We start from the raw sequence: 18,396 nt of genomic DNA, 5'->3' as shown, positions 1-18,396 counted from the left end.
CGCAAAAATATGGCTTTTTCGCTCTCGGGTCTTTGCTATTTTACACTTGCCTGCTAAAACGACGCGGCTGTAAACCTTAATCAAACCCACCTAAATAGTTTACGGCATTTCCAGACGGGGATCAGCATGCGGCAAGCATCAATTTCAAGAAGCACAAAAGAAACAAGCATCGAGGTGTCTATCACTCTTGATGGAACCGGCACGTACGATATCAAGACCGGTGTTGGCTTTTTCGACCATATGCTTGAGCAGTTGTCGCGCCATTCTCTCGTCGACATGACAATCCGCGCCGATGGTGATACTCACATTGATGATCATCACACCTGCGAAGACGTCGGGATCGCACTGGGTCAAGCATTTGCCAAAGCACTTGGTGATATGAAGGGTATCAATCGCTATGCCGATACCCACCTTGCTATGGACGAGGCGCTAACCCGCTGTGCGCTGGATGTTTCTGGCCGACCATTTCTTGTATGGGATGTCGAATTTTCCAAGGACAAAATCGGCAGTTTCGACACGGAACTCTTTGAGGAGTTTTTCCGCGCGTTTACAATGAACGCGGGTTTCACCCTGCACATAAGCAATATCTATGGTAGCAATTGTCACCATATTGCAGAAACCTGCTTTAAAGCGGCAGCACGGACGATTCGCCAAGCGATCGAACCTGATCCACGCCAGCAAGGGCGGGTGCCGACCACCAAGGGCCAGCTTGGCGGCTGAGCCATTCAACGCGCCGGGAGGCCAGCATGACCACCTATCTTGCCCTGATGCCCAAATCTGCCTCGAACGCGCAACCCAGCGTTCTTGATATGGAGCGGGCACACTTCGTCAAGGACAGGTTTACATGGCTGGCTTTCTTCTTTCCTATTATCTGGCTGCTTTTTCATCGTATGTGGTTGGTGTTTTTAGGCTACATTGCTGCAATTGCGGTGCTTATCCTGCTCACTCCATACACTTCTGAATACACCAGTGGTGCGCTTAGTTTTGTGTTCAGCCTAGTTTTCGCTTTCGAGGCGGGCGCTCTTCGCAACTGGACGCTACAGCGCAAAGGCTTTGTGCTACGTGATGTGATCAATGCAAGCTCACGGGCCGAGGCCGAACAACGTTTTTTCGATAAGCTTTCTGGTGCTGCACCAGAAGAGCCAACTGGAGCACCGCAGGACAGGCCTGCCATGCCTCCTTTACAATCCGGCGGTAGCGGCGTTGTTGGCTACAGCCTTTCCAATTAGGAGACTTTTTGATGCGTGTCGCAATAATTGACTACGGTTCTGGCAACCTCTGCTCTGCCGCCAAGGCATTTGAGCGGGCCGCCCATAGTCATAGCGGCAGCCATCATGTGGACGTAACCAGTGATCCCGAAGCTGTGATGCAGGCTGATCGCATCGTTCTACCCGGTGTTGGTGCGTTCGCTGATTGCCGCCGCGGGCTGAGCAGCATTGATGGCATGGAAGATGCGCTGCGCGAGGCTGTGATTGCTGGCGCTAAGCCGTTTATGGGTATTTGCGTGGGTATGCAGCTACTGGCGAGCCGCGGGCTTGAGTTTGAAACCTCGGAGGGGCTTGGCTGGATCAGCGGTGATGTGAAGCGCATTGAACCGGAAAACAGCGGGCTGAAAATTCCGCATATGGGTTGGAACACTGTAAGCGTAGCGGGTGCTGCGCATTCGCTGCTTGATGGCATTGAAACCGGTGAAAACGGGCTGCACGCCTATTTTGTGCATTCCTATCATTTCGATGTGACAAATAGCGCAGAGCAATTGGCCACCTTTGATTATGGTGGGCGCTATACCGCAATGGTGGGCCGCGATAACATCGTTGGTACCCAGTTTCACCCAGAGAAGAGCCAGCGCCTCGGCCTGCGCCTTATCAGCAACTTCCTCAGCTGGGCCCCCTAAACCCGCACCAGCACGACGACACGAAAAGCTATCAGGACTGAATGATGATTATTTTTCCAGCGATTGACCTCAAAGAGGGCCAGTGCGTGCGGTTGAAGCTCGGCGATATGGCGCAGGCAACCGTGTTCAACGATGATCCGGGTGCACAGGCCAAAGCATTTGAAGAGCAAGGCTTCGAATGGCTACATGTGGTGGATCTTGACGGTGCATTTGCAGGCGAAAGCCGGAACGGTGATGCGGTTGACAAAATTTTGGCCGCCACTAAAAACCCGGTGCAGCTTGGCGGTGGTATCCGCACTATGGCACATATTGATTATTGGCTTGGCAAAGGCATTGCCCGCGTCATCCTTGGCACGGTGGCGCTGCGCGACCCTGAACTTGTCCGCGCAGCTTGCAAAAAGCATCCGGGCCGCATTGCTGTTGGCATTGATGCCAAGGGCGGCAAAGTTGCCGTTGAAGGCTGGGCGGAAACCTCCGAACTGAGCGTCATCGATCTGGCAAAGCAGTTTGAGGATGCGGGCGTTGCGGCGATTATCTACACCGACATTGACCGCGATGGCGTGTTGAAGGGGCTAAACATTCCCTCCACTCTTGAGCTTGCCAATGCTGTTGCCATCCCCGTCATTGCCTCTGGCGGCCTTGCCAGCCTTGACGATATCAAGCGCTTGGTCGAGCCTGACTGCGATATTCTTGAAGGTGCGATTTCAGGCCGGGCGCTTTATGACGGCCGCCTAGATCCACAAGAGGCTTTTGCCGTCATCGCAGCAAGCCGGGAGGCCGATGCATGAGCCTGAAAGCACGGATTATTCCCTGTCTGGATGTAAAAGACGGGCGCGTGGTCAAAGGTGTGAACTTTGTCGACCTTATCGATGCCGGAGATCCGGTAGAGGCGGCAAAGGCGTATGACGCTGCCGGCGCTGATGAATTGACGTTCCTTGATATCACCGCCTCTAGCGATAACCGCGAGACGATTTATGATGTGGTGCGCCGCACGGCGGAAGCCTGCTTTATGCCCGTGACTGTAGGTGGCGGTGTACGCACGGTAGAAGACATTCGCAAGCTGTTGCAATCTGGCGCCGATAAAGTATCTATCAACACAGCGGCGGTAAAAAATCCCGAGTTCATTCGCGAGGCTGCGCAAAAGTTCGGTTCGCAGTGTATTGTCGTCAGCATTGATGCCAAGCGGGTTTCTAAGGCCGGTGAAGCAGAGCGCTTTGAGATCTTTACCCATGGCGGGCGAAACGCCACTGGTATTGATGCCGTGGAATTTGCGAAGCAAGCCGTGGCTCTTGGCGCCGGTGAGCTGCTGGTTACTTCGATGGATAGAGATGGTACCAAAGAGGGCTACAACATCCCCCTGACCCGCGCGATCGCAGATGCGGTATCTGTGCCAGTCATCGCCTCTGGCGGAGTTGGCACCCTCGATCATCTTGTCGAAGGGGTTCGTGATGGGCATGCGACTGCTGTGCTCGCGGCTTCAATTTTCCATTTCGGCACCTTTACGGTGCAAGAGGCAAAGCAGCATATGGCGCAGGCAGGCGTTGCTGTGCGCCTTGACCCTGCAGGCGAAGAACCAGCCAGCTAGATACGCGAAACAGCCAGGAAATAGGCGAATGACTAATTTCACCCTTGAGGATCTTGAGGCTATTGTAGCGAAGCGTGCAACAAGCAACGATGACATGTCCTATACGCGCAAGCTTGTGGGCAAGGGCGTTGCCAAATGCGCGCAGAAACTCGGCGAAGAGGCTGTAGAGGCTGCAATCGCCGCCGTGCAGAAGGACAAGCAAGAACTGACTGGCGAAGCAGCAGACTTGCTTTATCACCTTCTGGTGCTATTGAAAGTCTCCGATGTGCCGCTTGCAGATGTTTATGAAACGCTTGCCAAGCGCACTGGCCAGACCGGCCTTGAAGAGAAAGCATCTCGCCCGAAAGATTAGGGCGTGGTGCATTTTTTAGGCGCTCTTTAGAAAGCCGCAGCGAATGACCGATGATCTCGTTACTCTCGATGACATAGATTTGTCGCCCTATACTGTTTTTGAAGAAAAAGTATGGGCCCCCCTGCGGCAGAATACGCCGATGACGCTCACAGAGCATGACGTGGAAGAGCTGCGCAGCCTAAATGACTATGTTTCGATGGAGCAGGTAGAGAATATCTACCTGCCGCTTTCGCGCTTGCTCAACTACTATGTCGAGGCGACGCAAAACCTGCATTACGCAACCCAGCGTTTTTTAGGCGAGAACCGGCATAAAACTCCGTACATTATCGGAATTGCCGGCTCTGTTGCCGTGGGCAAGTCCACAACCTCACGTCTGTTACAGGCACTTCTATCGCGCTGGCCAAACAGCCCGAAGGTTGATCTATTAACAACCGATGGCTTTCTCTACCCGAATGCAGAATTGGAAGCAGGCGGGCTGATGCGCAAGAAAGGCTTTCCAGAAAGCTACGACCGCATGGCGCTTCTTAAGTTTTTAAGCGACATTAAGGCAGGAAAGCGGGATGTAAGAGCGCCAATATACTCGCATTTCTTTTATGATGTGATGCCAGGACAATATATCAGCGTTGATCAGCCCGACATTCTGATTGTCGAAGGGGTCAATGTTTTGCAGACCTCACAGAAGATTCGTGATGCGCGCGAAGTGCCCTTTGTCTCTGATTTTTTTGACTTTTCTATATTCATAGACGCAAAAACGGATAACATCCGACGCTGGTATCTTGAGCGTTTTATGCGCTTGAGGGAAACCGCCTTTCGAGATCCCGGATCATATTTCCATAAATTTTCCACAATTACAGATCAAAACGCTACGGAAATTGCTCAGGACCTGTGGGAGAACATCAACCTACAAAATCTAGAGCAGAATATTTTGCCAACGCGCCCTCGCGCTGACCTTATTCTGACAAAGGGTAAGGGCCACTTAATCGAGCGGATTGCGCTGCGCAAAATATAAAGATCCGTAGGCCGGTTATGTAAGGGCTACAGTCTTACCTGTGCTTCACCAAACACAGGTTTGGGTAGCTGTGCCTATTTCTTCGGCCTGACTTGGCAAGCGCTAAAGACGCCCTGCCAAAAGCGACAGTTTTGACAGCAAGCTGCGCCAACAAGCAATGAATCACCTTCTCTAACGCAAAAGCCTGTGCTTTTGCGAACGGTACCGTATTGCCGTGTTTGCATAGAGGAGGGAGGCGCAATTGCACAGATAGAAGAGCCCAGAAATGCTACGAGTTTTACTAGTAAGTGCATTGTTCGGCTTTGTGGCCGTGACAACAAAAGCGGCCCCACTCCCTACCAAGCCTGAAGCCGAAATCGAGAAGCAGACAGCGCCTGCCGCCCAAGATGCGCTGCCAAATAGCGCGCTTGTGACCAGCAGCAGCTTTGTCGTTACCGCGCCCGTTTTGACCATGTACTGGTCTGGCCTTGGCGAAAGCGAGCAGGACAAGAAGCAAATCGTTTTGCCTGCTGGCGCTAAGCTTGTTGTGCTTGATTGGGTTAGCGATGAACGTCTTGGCAAGCTGGTTCGTCTTGGTGTGGACGTGGAGGGTAACGATGCGCCCGATTTCCCATCGGATATCTTTGTTGCCAATGACAAGTTTGAAGAATTTCCAATGCAGGCCGACACTGACGCGCTCTCTAAAGGTGAAGAGAATGCAATGCTGGGTGATGAAGCAGACAGCCACCTCACCGCACTAGCAGATACATATGCATCTACGCGCAAGCGTGCGCGCGTGCGCAGGAAAAAGCGCGGTATGACCTATTGCTATCGGCATGTCAAAAACCACCTCTTGAAAGAAGATCTGGTGGAATCCTATTTGCCCGGCGGCTCGGCCTACATGGCGAAGAATACCTTACCAAAGCACGGGTTTAAGCGCCTGAATGTCAAGCGGCCAGAGGATGCGCCGAATGGGGCTATCTGCGTTTACGATCGTGATAAAAGAAATCGCCATGGGCACATTGAAGTCAAGAAAAAGGACAATTGCTTCTGGTATGGCTATGGCTGCAAAGCAAACTCCATGTACGGCAAGCGGCGCTTTGTTGATTGCTATGTAAAAGAAGGAAGCGCGCTTGCAAAATTCACGCCGAGAGATGCTAATCGCCCGTTAAAAAAGCAGGTCTTTTAAATTGGCGCGAGGTAGATGCCCCTAGGGCATCTACCTTTATTCTATCTGTTAGCTTTAAAGAAGCACCAGTTTCTCGTTCAAATTCACATCAGTTTTTCATTTAAATGTAGGGGTACTTTTTCAGGCATTTGAACACTGTCCCATTACTCCTCTAGTTTACCAAGTAGATTCAGGAGGCACCAAACCAAATGGTGACAGACACGCGCGACAACGGCGAAGACCTCGTCGACAAGACGCAACGCATTGCAATTGGCGCTGCAACTATTTCCATGGGCTTCGTGTTTCTAATGGGAGCCTGGCGGCGCTTTTACAACATGCCGAACAAGCTGGATGTTGATAGCCCGGCCCATTTATCTAACAAACTGGTAGGAGCAGCTCCGGGTTCACCAATTGAAGGGATAATCCACTGGGTGCTCTATCATCCAGAACTGGCTTCTTTTTCCGTTTATGCCATGTCAGCTGCCGAGGCCATTGTCGGCCTTGGGCTTATCCTGGGCTTTTTGACAAGGTTGGCAGCTTTCGGGGCTGCGCTAATTAATGTTGCCTTGATGTTGATCTTCGGTTGGCAGGGGTATGAGTGCCTTGATGAATGGACCATGGCCGCCCTTGGCTTTGCCATTTCAATAAGTGCTCTCTTGTCCCGTCCGGTTCCTTACAGCATTGATAATGCGCTTGGTCGAGACCCTGGGGCTTCGGTGTTTAGTGCTGGGTCTGCGCGTTTTCTTGTCGTGCTTTCAGTGGCCTTAACCGTCGGCTTCTACTCCTACTTTTTTGGCATCTTCGATTTTCATAAGCGCACAAGCACGCATGTGTATTCCATTGTGGCCGAGAAGGTGGCAGGCGCGCCGGAACGAGCCACGCTTTATGTCGATGCTGGCGGATCTTCAACCGCCGCCTATGTGCGCTCGATCACCTTTACTCTTGAAGACGGGAGAGAAATGTTTCTTCCGGCAGCGAAAATTGAAGTGACCAAGGTACATTTCAAGCCTTGGTCCAAGTCCGGGAAGATCGTTGATGGCGTGCTTAAGCTCAGACTTGGCTCAAAAGTAGATATCAAGGTTCCTGCTGATGCAGTCTCTGCCAAGATTGATCTCATTGATAATAAAGATCCAGTGGTGCAGCTCAAGTAACCTCACATAGATCAGCGCTTAGCGCGGATCGTATGTGGTGACAATGAAAAACCCGCAGCAAGTCGCACTTGCTGCGGGTTTTGCCGTTTACGTGTAAGCTGCGCTTATGCAGTGAGTTCCGCAAGCATTCCGGAGGCCACGGAGAAGCGGGAAACGGATAGCTCTGCTTCAAGGATCTCGGCAACCGATTTGCGTGTGCGCTCGGCCTTTGCCCCTTTTTGCGCTAACCAGCCTTCAAAGCCATCTGCATTCAAAAGTGCCTCGCTGGTGAGGTTGCGCAGCGCCTCGGCCAATTGGGCCCGGGAGCGATCAAGCGCCAGACCATCATAGTAATCGCGGATATCAAATTCACGGGCCAGCTCGTCCACTTGCGCAAAGCGGAAGTGGTTAGAAACCCGGAAATAAGTCTGCGCTACACTGTCAACATTTTCGCCAGTACGCTCAGAGACAAGCACGATATCAGCGATAAGCATCTCGCCGCCCAAGCGGGCAATGCGCGCCGCAGTCATTACAGGTACCCCTGCAGCAACATAACGCTGCGTATCTTCCTTTAATTTGGCCGCGATATCCTCTGAAAGATAATGCTCCAAACGTGGTGACAGACGCTCGACAGCCGTCTTAAAGCGGGTTACTGCCGCCTCAATACCTTCGGCAAAGTCTACATTCCGTAGGAACCAGATAACCTGCCCAAGCACAAGCTCCTGTACTTCGGCATAAAGCTCCAGCTGCACCTCGCCTTGCACGATATTATCGAGCGCGTCGATTTCCTCGTTTAGATTTGACAGGCCAAAGGCATCGCGCACAGCGGCAAATGCACGGGCAATTTCATCAACTGGCGCACCAGACTGGTCCACGATCCGCGTCAGGAAGGCAGGGCCGCCACGGTTGATGATAGAGTTGGCAAGCATCGTTGCAATGATCTCGCGGCGCAGGCGATGGTTTGCGATCTCTTCAGCGTAGGTCTCGTGCATTTCCGGTGGGAAATAACGCATCAGCTCTCGAGCAAGGTAAGCATCATCCGGCACGGTGCTGGCCAGCAGCGTATCGTATAGGGTGAGCTTTCCATAGGCCATCACCACGCCAACCTCTGGCCGTGACAAGACTTTACCCTGCTTTTCCAGCTCCTCAAGTGCCGCATCATCTGGCAGAAACTCGACAGCACGATCCAGCAGGTCTTGCTGCTCCAGTTGCCGCATCATGCGCACCTGATAGCCGAAGTCCTCCATACCACGACGTTGACATAGGGAGATCGCCAAGGTTTGCAGATAGTTGTTGCGCAATACCAGTTCTGCAACTTCGTCCGTCATCTGGGCAAGAAGCTCATTTCGCGCAGGCGTATCCAGCTTGCCCTTTTTCACCGCTGCACCCAGTGCAATCTTGATATTCACTTCAAGATCCGAGGAGTTCACACCGGCCGAATTGTCGATCGCATCGGAATTACACCGGCCACCAAGGCGACTAAACTCGATACGTGCTTTTTGAGTGATGCCAAGGTTAGCCCCCTCGCCAATCACTTTCACACGCAAATCAGCGGCGGTAATGCGGATTGCATCGTTGGCACGGTCACCAGCATCGGCATCGCTTTCATCGCTTGCACGGATATAGGTGCCGATACCGCCAAACCACATCAGATCTGCCTGCATCTTCAAGATTGCAGTCATCAGCTCTTGCGGCGAGCAGCTTTCCTTATCAAGATCCAGCAGTTTCCGCACTTGCAGTGAAAGCGGAATGGTCTTCGCCGAGCGAGAGAACACGCCCCCACCTTCTGATATCAGTTCTTTGTTGTAGTCCTGCCAGCTGGAGCGGCCCAGATCGAACATACGCTGACGCTCGTCATAGCTGCTTGCCGGATCCGGATTTGGATCAAGGAAGATATCACGGTGATCGAAGGCCGCAACCAGCTTGGTTGCACGCGAAAGCAACATGCCATTGCCAAATACATCGCCAGACATATCGCCAACACCGCAAGCTGTGAATGGCTCTTTCTGGATATCGCGATCCATTTCACGGAAGTGGCGTTTTACCGCTTCCCATGCACCGCGCGCGGTGATGCCCATTTTCTTATGGTCGTACCCGACAGAGCCGCCAGATGCGAAGGCATCATCCAGCCAGAAATGCTTGCTCTGCGAGATCGCATTTGCAGTATCTGAGAAGGTCGCCGTGCCTTTATCCGCTGCGACAACTAGATATGGGTCGTCCTCATCATGACGGATCATGTGATCTGGATGTACGATCAATTCACCATCGATGTTGTCGGTCAAATCCAGCAGGGACGAAATAAAGATCTTGTAGGCCGCTGTGCCTTCTGCAAAAACCTCGTCACGTGAGCCGCCAACCGGCAACTGCTTAGGCAAGAAACCACCCTTTGCACCAACAGGAACAATAACCGCATTCTTGACCTGTTGGGCCTTAACCAGCCCCAGAACTTCGGTACGATAATCTTGCGCGCGATCAGACCAGCGCAAACCACCGCGTGCGACTTTACCAAAGCGCATATGCACGCCTTCTACCCGCGGGCTATAGACGAATATCTCGCGATGCGGCAACGGCTTAGGCAGATCATCGACCCTGTGCGGCGCAATTTTAAATGCAAAGGTTTGCTTTGGCAGGCCGCGCTCGTCCAACTGATAGAAGTTGGTGCGCAAAATGGCTTCAAGCAAATTGTTAAAGCGGCGCAATATCTTGTCGTGGTCCAGAGAGGTGACGTTCTCGAGCTCGGAGAAGAAGCGGGTTTCCAACTCTTGCTCTTTGGCTTTACGCTCTTCGGCCTCCAGCGCTGGATCAAAACGTACATAGAACAGGTCAACAAGCAGCTTTGCGATCGGGGCAAAGCTGTTCAGCGTATCTGCCATATAATCGCTGGAATAATGCACGCCTGCTTGACGCAGGTAGGCAGAGAGCGCCCGCAAAATGGCGATATCCCGCCATGCTAGACCTGCATTTAACGCCAAGGCATTGTAGCGGTCACTCTCTGCGGCACCATTCCATACGGAAAGGAACAAGGATGCGAGCCGTTCACTGTCTGCTTTGCTCAGCCCCTTAAGCTTATCCGCATCCATATCCAAAGTTGTGTCGTGCAAATAAGCCAGCTGCTTATCAGCAGGACGAATGCGATAGGTGCGCTCGTTTATCACCTTGAAACCCATGTTCTCCAACAGGGGAACCCGAGCGGACAAAGGTAAAGGTGCGCCGCGATGGTAGGTGCGCAATGAGATGCGCAACTCGCCGTCTTGCTCGTACTTATTAAAGCGAATCAAAAGCGGGCGATTTTCGCTCAACAGCTCAAGCAAACGAATGTCTTCGACTGCGGTTTCAGCAGGCGTACCTGTAGTGTAGGCGCCATCAAACGCTTCGCCGTAGATCTTTAACAAGTGGCGCGCCGGAGCTGCCCCCATGTTTTGCCTGAGGGCCAAGAACAGGCTATCCGGCCACGTTCGGACGATTGCCTGTACCCCATCTTCCAGCTGAAGCTGGTCGATTTGCGGGGTTTTGCCGTGATCGCGCCCGATGATGAAGTGTATCCGCACTAGCGGCCCTTCAAGAAAGCTGACATACCACGCAGAAACACGGCCATCATACTCTTTCGCGAGATACTTCCCAATACCGCGGCGCACCGCTGTGGTGAAATGATCACGCGGAACATACGTAAGAACAGAGACAAAGCGGTCGAACTTATCCGAGCGTGACAGCACACGCACCCGCGGGCGTTCATTTAGCTGCAAAATCGCGGTTGTAAATTCACAGATTGTCTCGGTGTCGATCTGGAACAAATCATCACGGGGATATGCTTCCAGAATGTTGTGTAATGCGCGGCCTGAATGGCTCTCTGGGTCAAAACCATGAAATTCCATGGTTTTGGTAACTTTATCACGCAGGTACGGGATTGAAACTGTCGATTTGTTGTAGGCGGTGGATGTGAAGAGGCCAACAACCCGCAGCTCGCCAGTAAGCGTGCCTTTTTCGTCAAACAGTTTGATGCCGATGTAATCCATGTGCACATGGCGATGAACTCGGCTTTTAACATTTGCTTTCGCAACAATAAGGGGTTCCGGTTTCATCAAGAAATCGCGAATTTCTGGCGTCATGACCACAAACTCGGAACCGCGCCTCAAAACGCGAACTGATGGATCTTCCAGAATCCCAAGCCCGGTACCGTCAATAAGCGAAAGATCGCCTTTCTCAACGCCGCCGTCGAAAATGTACTCCCGCATTCCCAGCAGGGTGAAGTTGTCAGCAGCAATCCACTGCAGAAACTCAAGAGCTTCTTTGAGGTCCGGCTTAGAGAAGGGTGTTTTGCGTGTCTCATAGTCGCTGATAGCTTGCGCCAAACGCGTTTGCATCGGTTGCCAATCACGCACCGCCAGACGCACATCGCGCATCACTTTGTCGAGACTTTCCGTCAGCTCTTGTTTTTCTTCTTCAGAAGCAAGGCGCGGAATGTGCAAATGGATCAGGCTTTCGCGCTTTGCCGTTTTGGGCTGCGCGCTTACCGAACCATGGAATTTTACGATATCGCCTTTGGTATCGCGCTCGACCACAAAGATCGGGTGAACGAACAAGCGCACATCCAGCCCGCGCTCCTGCATCTCCCCAAGAACTGATGCCACGAGAAATGGCATGTTATCATTAAGGATCTCAACGATGGTGATATCTTCGAAGTTTTGGCAGCCTTGTGGCTCTGCCGGGTCAAACACCCTAATCTCGTGCGTGCCCTCTGGGTGGTTTGCAAAGCCCTCCCAGGCGCTTCGCGTCAGGACGGCTAACTCCTGTTTGCTGTAACCTTGCAAATCCTCCAGATCTGCGTTGGCGAACAGGTCTTCTGCGAACTTGAGCAGCTCTTTATTATCGCTGCCGAGCTCAAGTTTTGCTTGTTCAATGAGCTTATCGATTTTCGCCGAAAGTGCTCCGGGCATTTCTCCGTCCCTTATCCCGTTGGTGCAGCGTAGCTTCCAATTGCCTGCTGCGATCATTTGTCCCTCTATTAAGGGGTATTTCTTTTATTTTACAATGCATGGTTTCGGTGGATTATCACTAAGTGGATTCACTAGATTTTTGGTTTGACACCTCTTGCGAGGGCGCCGCCACTCGATATTGATATTTCAAGGAGAATTAAATTAGCGCAAATGCAGTTGAGAGCTTCTCAATTAGCCAGCTGGCCTCATGAGCAAAAAACTCAATGGCAGGACTTTTTTTAAGCGCTGGCAAATGCAATAGGTGGTGCAAACGTCTTTTTAGGAGAACTGCCGCAATGACAGCGCGTGTCTTTATCGATGGTGAAGCGGGAACAACTGGCTTGCAAATTCGGGAGCGTTTGGAAGCACGAGATGACATCGAGCTGCTGAGCATCGACCCTTCCCTTCGCAAAGATCTTAAGGCCAGAGCGGAGCTCCTTAACGCTGCGGATATTGCTATTCTTTGCCTTCCAGATGCCGCTGCGAAGGAAAGCGTAAGCTTGATTAAAAATGGTACGACGCGTGTTATTGATGCCTCCAGCGCTTATCGCATCGATGAGGACTGGGTCTATGGTTTTGCAGAAATCAGCGCTGCGCAGGCACAGAACATCGCGCAGGCTCGCTTTGTCAGCAATCCAGGTTGTTACCCGCAAGGGGTAATAGCGACGCTGCGGCCGCTGTTCGAAAACCTCCTGATTCCTGCTGACTTTCCAATTACAGTGAATGCCATATCGGGCTACAGCGGCGGCGGCCGAACCATGATTGAAGCCTATGAAGCGGCAGCCGGAAAGGCCAATGCTTACATGCCTTACGCGCTTGGTTTCAATCACAAGCACTTGCCTGAAATGCAAAAATACAGTGGACTCCAGACAGCGCCCTTGTTCCAGCCCGCCGTGGGTAATTATGCGCAAGGCATGGTAACTGCAGTTCCCTTGCAGCTTTCTCAATTGTCAAATGCGCCGAGTGGGGCAGAATTACACGCAGCATTGGAGAGCCACTATGCAGGCCGGGATGGCTTTGTAGAGGTTGCGCCGCTGGAAGCTATTGAAAAACGAGAGGAGATTGATCCACAAGTTTTCAATGGTACCAATACTATGAGGCTTCACGTTTTTGCCAATGATGCGCGTCAGCAAGCGGTTTTGTTTGCTGTCTACGATAATCTGGGTAAAGGCGCGTCTGGCGCGGCAATCCAAAACCTGAATTTGATGCTGGGCATCGACCAAACAAAAAGCCTGCAGCGCGGCTAAGGCCGTGGCAATTTGCAGGTCGACAGAGACCCGAGGAGTAGTTCGTGGAAAAATTCACTAAGGTGACTGGAGTTGCAGCGCCGTTGCCACTGGTCAATATCGACACGGATATGATCATCCCAAAGCAGTTTTTGAAAACCATCAAGCGCTCTGGTCTGGGCACCGCGCTGTTTCACGAAATGCGCAGCAATGAGGATGGTACCCCTAACGAGGAGTTCATCCTTAACAAGGCAGGCTATCAAGATGCCAAAATACTGGTGGCAGGAGACAACTTCGGTTGCGGCTCTTCACGCGAGCATGCACCATGGGCGCTGCTGGACTACGGCTTCAAGGTGATCATCTCAACCAGTTTTGCCGATATCTTCTTCAATAACTGCTTTAAAAACGGCATCCTGCCAATCGTGGTTTCTCAGGAAAATCTGGACAAATTGATGGACGATGCCAGCCGCGGCTCTAACGCGACTGTAACCGTTGATCTGGAAAACCAGAGTATTAGCGGACCGGATGGCGGCACGATCGCTTTCGAGGTCGATCCATTCCGCAAGCATTGCCTACTCAATGGCCTAGACGATATCGGTCTGACACTGGAAAAAACTGCGAGCATTGATAGCTTTGAGGGCAAACTTGCTGAAGAGCGCCCTTGGCACTAATGGCACTCGCCTGTTTTCCGCTCGAAAGGCTATTGGGCTTTGCCGGATCCTTTCGGGCGCAATAAACATCAGGGGGCATACGCCCCCTTTTTTATTGCAGGAAGCGCCAGGGTACCTAGCGCTCACCTTTAGCGGCGTAGTTGTCTATACGGGCCAGCTTGCGCGCAACCTGACCGAGATCCCGCGTGGTTTTAACAAACCTAACAGCACGTGCCGCCAAAATATGTTGTGCCGCTTCAGGGTGTTGCTCAAGTAGGCGAAAAAATAATGATCTTCGAATCCTTAGCAATTCGCACTTTCCCAGTGCAATTGCAGAGGTTGGACGAATCGCGGCACTAAATAGAGCATTCTCGCCAAACAAAGTTCCGGGGCCGAATGTGCCGACACTTTGGTAGATCTTGCCTTCGGCCAGCTCGAGGCGCATTTGCCCAGCGGTTATCACATACGCGCTGTCAGCCTGATCTCCTTGCTGAAACAAAAATGTGCCTCTCGGCAAGCTCACAGGCTCACAGGCAACCGACAACGTGTGCAGTTGTTCATCTGTAAATACTGAAAGCAAAGGCACCTTGCGAAGTTGGTCTAGATCACTGGTTACAGTCATGATGCACGGGTCCGCTGTTCGTTCACAGCGGCTGTTGAAGGGCCGCGGTGACGCTGCAGGTTGTTATGGAACCAGCTTATAGCCCCCTGCCTCGGTTAGCAGCAAGCTTGCATTGGAGGGATCGCTCTCGATTTTCTGGCGCAGGCGATAAATATGAGTTTCCAAAGTGTGTGTGGTGACGCCCGAGTTGTATCCCCATACCTCCTCCAAGAGCACATCACGGGTGACCGGCTTGTCGCCAGAGCGATATAGAAACTTGAGAATTGCTGTTTCTTTTTCTGTAAGACGGACTTTGTCCCCATCGCTGGTCTGCAAAAGCTTGGCAGCTGGTTGAAACTGGTAGCGGCCCACCGTAAACACGGCGTCCTCGCTTTGCTCATGTTGTCGCAAGTGCGCGCGTATACGCGCCAGCAAAACAGCAAACTTGAATGGCTTGGTGACGTAATCGTTGGCCCCAGCTTCCAGCCCAAGAATGGTGTCACTATCGGTATCGTGGCCTGTGAGCATGATGACAGGGGCGTTGAAGCCCCCTTTGCGGAGCAATTTCACGGCCTCACGACCATCAATATCCGGAAGACCCACATCCATAACCACAAGATCAAAGTGATCTGATTTAACCAGTTTGATGCCGGAGGCGGCGTTTTCCGCCTGTACAAGCTCAAATTCTTCATAGAGCGTCAATTGCTCAACCAGCGCTTCGCGCAGGTCCTGATCATCATCTACTATCAAGATTCGTTTTGTGCTCATATGATTTGCCAGAATTCCCCAGATTGCGATCTTTACTTGATCTGTTTAAACAAAGCGCAGGATCACAGTGTAGATTGTAGGCTCTTGCCATAGCGCAACAGAGCCGCCTATGCAGTTCAATCCTTATCACACTCATGTTATTTAACAGCCTTCAAAAATGACAGGCTCCAGATGCTCAAGATACCAAATGCTCAAGAACGTCGATGCACCCAACAGATAATGGTTAGGGCCGCAACATATGCAAGCCAGCAAGGCACACTTGAGTTTCAAGGAGCAAGCTTCCCCTGCGCGTTGGGAAAAGGTGGGCTTTCACACAGCAAACGAGAAGGCGATGGTACAACACCAATCGGTCACTATGAGCTACTCACCGGGTTTTACAGGGCTGACCGCGAACGCAAACCACAATCCGGTTTGCCCTTTCAGGCACTGAGCCCTAGTGATGGTTGGTGTGACAGCCCCCGTCACGCCCATTATAACAGGCCGGTACGCTTACCCTTTGCCCGGTCGCACGAAGTGATGTGGCGGGATGACTGCCTTTACGACATAGGCGTTGTGCTCAACCACAATCAAACGCCTTGTGTTCGCGGTGCAGGCAGTGCTGTGTTCTTTCACATCGCCCGTGAGGGCTTCGCTCCAACGGAAGGCTGCATCGCTGTTAGCAAACCAGATATGCGGCAGATATTGCAAAGTGTAAGAGCGGGCGCTGTAATGGTAGTTTTACCTCCCGAGCGCTAAAACGCTCCCTTTGCCTGCAAACAGCGCTGTTAAGCGCTGAATACCTATGGAATTTGCTCTCAATTTCCGGCATATAGGCGATAAAGAGTTACACTTAGCCGCTTTCATGTGGCTGTTTGGTCTGGAGCCGATTAGATGGCGGATGCGCGCATTCCTTTTTTGAAGATGAACGGACTTGGCAATGATTTTGTGGTGTTCGATGCCCGGCAGGCATCGGTTGCCTTGAATCCGGCGCAAATCGCCGCTATCGGGTCCCGAGACAGCGGCATCGGTTTTGACCAGATGATTACTGTTGAACGTTCATCTGCTGGCGCCTACGCCTTCATGCGCATTCACAATCGCGATGGCAGCCAAGTTGATGCCTGCGGAAATGCGACACGCTGCATTGGCCGCCTTCTGCTTGGCGAAGCTGGGCTTGCAGCTGTCACAATCGAGACCAATGCCGGCTTGTTGCATGCCTTTGCTCGTGAGAGTGAAAGCAACGTCGCTGTGGATATGGGCGTTCCGCGCTTCGACTGGCAGTCGATCCCGCTTGCCGAGGAGTTTGCAGATACCACGCAGATCGAGCTACAAATTGGCCCGATTGATGCGCCGGTTCTGCATAGCCCTTCTGTGGTGAATGTGGGTAACCCCCATGCAATCTTTTGGGTGGAAGATATTGATGCTTATGAGCTTGATAAGCTTGGGCCGCTATTGGAAAATCACCCGATTTTCCCCCAAAAAGCCAATATTTCTTTGGCTCAGGTTGATAGCCCACGAGAGATTCGCCTGCGTGTTTGGGAGCGCGGCGTGGGCATTACACTTGCTTGCGGAACAGCAGCTTGTGCTACCGCCGTGGCGGCGGCCCGCAAGGGCCTGTGCGAGCGTGACGTCGATGTGCATTTGCCCGGCGGTGCTATTGGGATTGAATGGCGCGCCAGTGATGACCACATCATAATGAGCGGCGAGACCGAGATTGAATTTGAAGGTCTACTAGACCTTGAAACCCTGAAATACGAAAGGACCGCCGCGGGAGACGCGGTTGCGGAGCCAGTAAGTTGACTATTGATGTCGTGACATTTGGCTGCCGACTTAATGCCTATGAGTCGGAAGTGATGAAGCGCGAGGCGGAGGCCGCAGGGCTGAAAGATGCCGTGCTGATTAACACCTGTGCCGTCACCAATGAGGCTGTGCGCCAGGCGCGGCAAACCATTCGCAGAACGCGACGGGACAATCCCGAAGCGCGTATTATCGTTACCGGCTGTGCGGCCCAGACCGAGGCAGACACCTTTGCCGGAATGGACGAGGTTGACCTTGTTCTTGGCAACAGCGAAAAGCTAGAGCGCGCCAGCTACGGCAAGGTGGCTGAATTCGGCATTGATGCCAGCGAGAAAGTGCGCGTAAACGATATTATGAGCGTGCGCGAAACGGCAGGCCACTTGATTGACGGGCTGGAGGGCCGCTCGCGCGCCTTTGTGCAAGTTCAAAACGGCTGTGACCATCGCTGTACATTCTGCATCATTCCCTTTGGTCGCGGCAATTCCCGCTCAGTGCCAATGGGGGTGGTTATCGACCAGATCAAGCGGTTGGTGGACAATGGCTATGGCGAAATTGTACTAACAGGGGTGGATATCACCTCCTACGGGGCTGACCTGCCGGGCACACCTAAACTCGGCAGCCTTTGCGCCAAAATCCTCCAGCTTGTTCCAGACCTTAAACGGTTACGGCTTTCCTCTATCGATAGTATTGAAGCGGATGCAGAATTAATGGAGGTCATTGCCTCCGATATGCGGCTGATGTCGCATTTCCACCTGTCGCTACAGGCTGGTGACAACATGATCCTGAAACGGATGAAACGTCGCCACGCGCGCGAAGACACGGTCCAATTCTGCGAGGATGTTCGCAAGATGCGGCCAGATGTGGTCTTTGGTGCTGATATTATCGCTGGTTTTCCAACCGAAACTGACGAAATGTTTGAAAACACGCTGCGCATAGTTGATGATTGCGGCTTGACACATTTGCATGTGTTCCCGTTCTCTCCGCGCCCGGGCACACCAGCTGCCCGTATGCCGCAGTTAGAACGAGCTATTGTGAAAGAACGGGCTGCACGCCTGCGCGAAAAAGGGCAGGAAGCTGTCCTTCTGCATCTGCAAAGCGAACTTGGTAAAACGCGTAGTGTTCTTGTTGAACGTGAAGGGCTGGGGCGCACAGAGCTGTTTACTGAAGTCGAGCTGGATGCAGGCGAGCCCGGCCAGTTTCTTGATGTGCGCATCACCGGCCATTCACAGCGGCATTTAATGGCAGAAATTCTTGGCTAGGCCTTTCTTGCGCCTAGCACTTAACGACG

The 18,396-nt window shown here is 52.4% G+C and carries 17 protein-coding genes; 14 read left to right on the top strand and 3 right to left on the bottom strand.

Annotated features, from left to right (window positions below; translation table 11 throughout):
• Nucleotides 1-126: 126 nt before the first annotated feature.
• The 9 genes from hisB to AYK82_RS03155 all read left to right on the top strand — a co-directional run bounded on the left by hisB (nucleotide 127) and on the right by AYK82_RS03155 (nucleotide 7,138).
• Nucleotides 127-720 carry an imidazoleglycerol-phosphate dehydratase HisB gene (hisB, locus tag AYK82_RS03195; RefSeq protein ID WP_068311228.1) on the top strand — a complete coding sequence of 198 codons (594 nt, stop codon included), beginning with the start codon at nucleotides 127-129 and terminating at the stop codon, nucleotides 718-720.
• Nucleotides 721-746: 26 nt separating this feature from the next.
• Nucleotides 747-1,229 (top strand): DUF2628 domain-containing protein, encoded by a 483-nt coding sequence (locus AYK82_RS03190; RefSeq protein ID WP_068311226.1) that lies wholly within the window; start codon nucleotides 747-749, stop codon nucleotides 1,227-1,229.
• Between the two features lie 11 nt (nucleotides 1,230-1,240).
• Nucleotides 1,241-1,894 (top strand): imidazole glycerol phosphate synthase subunit HisH, encoded by a 654-nt coding sequence (gene hisH, locus AYK82_RS03185; RefSeq protein WP_068311224.1) that lies wholly within the window; start codon nucleotides 1,241-1,243, stop codon nucleotides 1,892-1,894.
• A gap of 44 nt (nucleotides 1,895-1,938) precedes the next feature.
• Nucleotides 1,939-2,682 (top strand): 1-(5-phosphoribosyl)-5-[(5-phosphoribosylamino)methylideneamino]imidazole-4-carboxamide isomerase, encoded by a 744-nt coding sequence (gene hisA / locus AYK82_RS03180; RefSeq protein WP_068311335.1) that lies wholly within the window; start codon nucleotides 1,939-1,941, stop codon nucleotides 2,680-2,682.
• Nucleotides 2,679-3,479, top strand: a complete 801-nt coding sequence (hisF, locus tag AYK82_RS03175) for an imidazole glycerol phosphate synthase subunit HisF (RefSeq protein WP_068311222.1) — start codon at nucleotides 2,679-2,681, stop codon at nucleotides 3,477-3,479. The genes hisA and hisF overlap by 4 nt, the downstream gene beginning before the upstream one ends.
• A gap of 28 nt (nucleotides 3,480-3,507) precedes the next feature.
• Nucleotides 3,508-3,831, top strand: coding sequence for a phosphoribosyl-ATP diphosphatase (locus AYK82_RS03170; protein WP_068311220.1), 324 nt, complete (start codon nucleotides 3,508-3,510; stop codon nucleotides 3,829-3,831).
• Between the two features lie 43 nt (nucleotides 3,832-3,874).
• Nucleotides 3,875-4,840: a type I pantothenate kinase gene (gene coaA, locus AYK82_RS03165; RefSeq protein WP_068311218.1), complete on the top strand. Its 966-nt coding sequence runs from the start codon at nucleotides 3,875-3,877 to the stop codon at nucleotides 4,838-4,840.
• Between the two features lie 265 nt (nucleotides 4,841-5,105).
• Entirely contained in the window at nucleotides 5,106-6,008 is a 903-nt protein-coding gene (locus AYK82_RS03160) for a hypothetical protein (RefSeq protein WP_068311216.1), read from the top strand.
• Nucleotides 6,009-6,196: 188 nt separating this feature from the next.
• Nucleotides 6,197-7,138, top strand: a complete 942-nt coding sequence (locus tag AYK82_RS03155; RefSeq protein ID WP_068311215.1) for a TQO small subunit DoxD — start codon at nucleotides 6,197-6,199, stop codon at nucleotides 7,136-7,138.
• 104 nt (nucleotides 7,139-7,242) lie between these two features.
• On the opposite strand, the gene AYK82_RS03150 is transcribed toward AYK82_RS03155, so the two are convergent.
• Entirely contained in the window at nucleotides 7,243-12,051 is a 4,809-nt protein-coding gene (locus AYK82_RS03150) for an NAD-glutamate dehydrogenase (RefSeq protein WP_068311334.1), read from the bottom strand.
• A gap of 335 nt (nucleotides 12,052-12,386) precedes the next feature.
• Here AYK82_RS03150 and argC point away from each other — a divergent pair, with 335 nt between their 5' ends.
• Complete coding sequence (gene argC, locus AYK82_RS03145; protein ID WP_068311213.1) at nucleotides 12,387-13,337, top strand: N-acetyl-gamma-glutamyl-phosphate reductase; 951 nt, start codon at nucleotides 12,387-12,389, stop codon at nucleotides 13,335-13,337.
• Nucleotides 13,338-13,381: 44 nt separating this feature from the next.
• Nucleotides 13,382-13,987, top strand: coding sequence for a 3-isopropylmalate dehydratase small subunit (gene leuD / locus AYK82_RS03140; protein WP_068311211.1), 606 nt, complete (start codon nucleotides 13,382-13,384; stop codon nucleotides 13,985-13,987).
• Between the two features lie 115 nt (nucleotides 13,988-14,102).
• On the opposite strand, the gene AYK82_RS03135 is transcribed toward leuD, so the two are convergent.
• Nucleotides 14,103-14,588 (bottom strand): cyclic nucleotide-binding domain-containing protein, encoded by a 486-nt coding sequence (locus AYK82_RS03135; RefSeq protein ID WP_068311209.1) that lies wholly within the window; start codon nucleotides 14,586-14,588, stop codon nucleotides 14,103-14,105.
• Between the two features lie 63 nt (nucleotides 14,589-14,651).
• Nucleotides 14,652-15,335 (bottom strand): response regulator transcription factor, encoded by a 684-nt coding sequence (locus tag AYK82_RS03130; protein ID WP_068311205.1) that lies wholly within the window; start codon nucleotides 15,333-15,335, stop codon nucleotides 14,652-14,654.
• A 219-nt stretch (nucleotides 15,336-15,554) separates the two neighbouring features.
• On the opposite strand from AYK82_RS03130, the gene AYK82_RS03125 reads away from it, so the two are divergent.
• The 3 genes from AYK82_RS03125 (at nucleotide 15,555) to mtaB (ending at nucleotide 18,367) form a co-directional block, all read left to right on the top strand.
• Nucleotides 15,555-16,070, top strand: coding sequence for a L,D-transpeptidase family protein (locus AYK82_RS03125; protein ID WP_068311204.1), 516 nt, complete (start codon nucleotides 15,555-15,557; stop codon nucleotides 16,068-16,070).
• A gap of 135 nt (nucleotides 16,071-16,205) precedes the next feature.
• Nucleotides 16,206-17,111, top strand: a complete 906-nt coding sequence (gene dapF, locus AYK82_RS03120; RefSeq protein ID WP_068311202.1) for a diaminopimelate epimerase — start codon at nucleotides 16,206-16,208, stop codon at nucleotides 17,109-17,111.
• Complete coding sequence (gene mtaB / locus AYK82_RS03115; RefSeq protein WP_068311200.1) at nucleotides 17,108-18,367, top strand: tRNA (N(6)-L-threonylcarbamoyladenosine(37)-C(2))-methylthiotransferase MtaB; 1,260 nt, start codon at nucleotides 17,108-17,110, stop codon at nucleotides 18,365-18,367. Before dapF ends, mtaB begins: the two co-directional genes overlap by 4 nt.
• Nucleotides 18,368-18,396: the final 29 nt, after the last annotated feature.

This window comes from Polycladidibacter hongkongensis, from assembly GCF_001561995.1.
Lineage (GTDB): Bacteria > Pseudomonadota > Alphaproteobacteria > Rhizobiales > Stappiaceae > Pseudovibrio > Pseudovibrio hongkongensis.
Note: the sequence above shows the minus strand (reverse complement) of the source record. Positions and strands in the feature narration are given on the sequence as shown.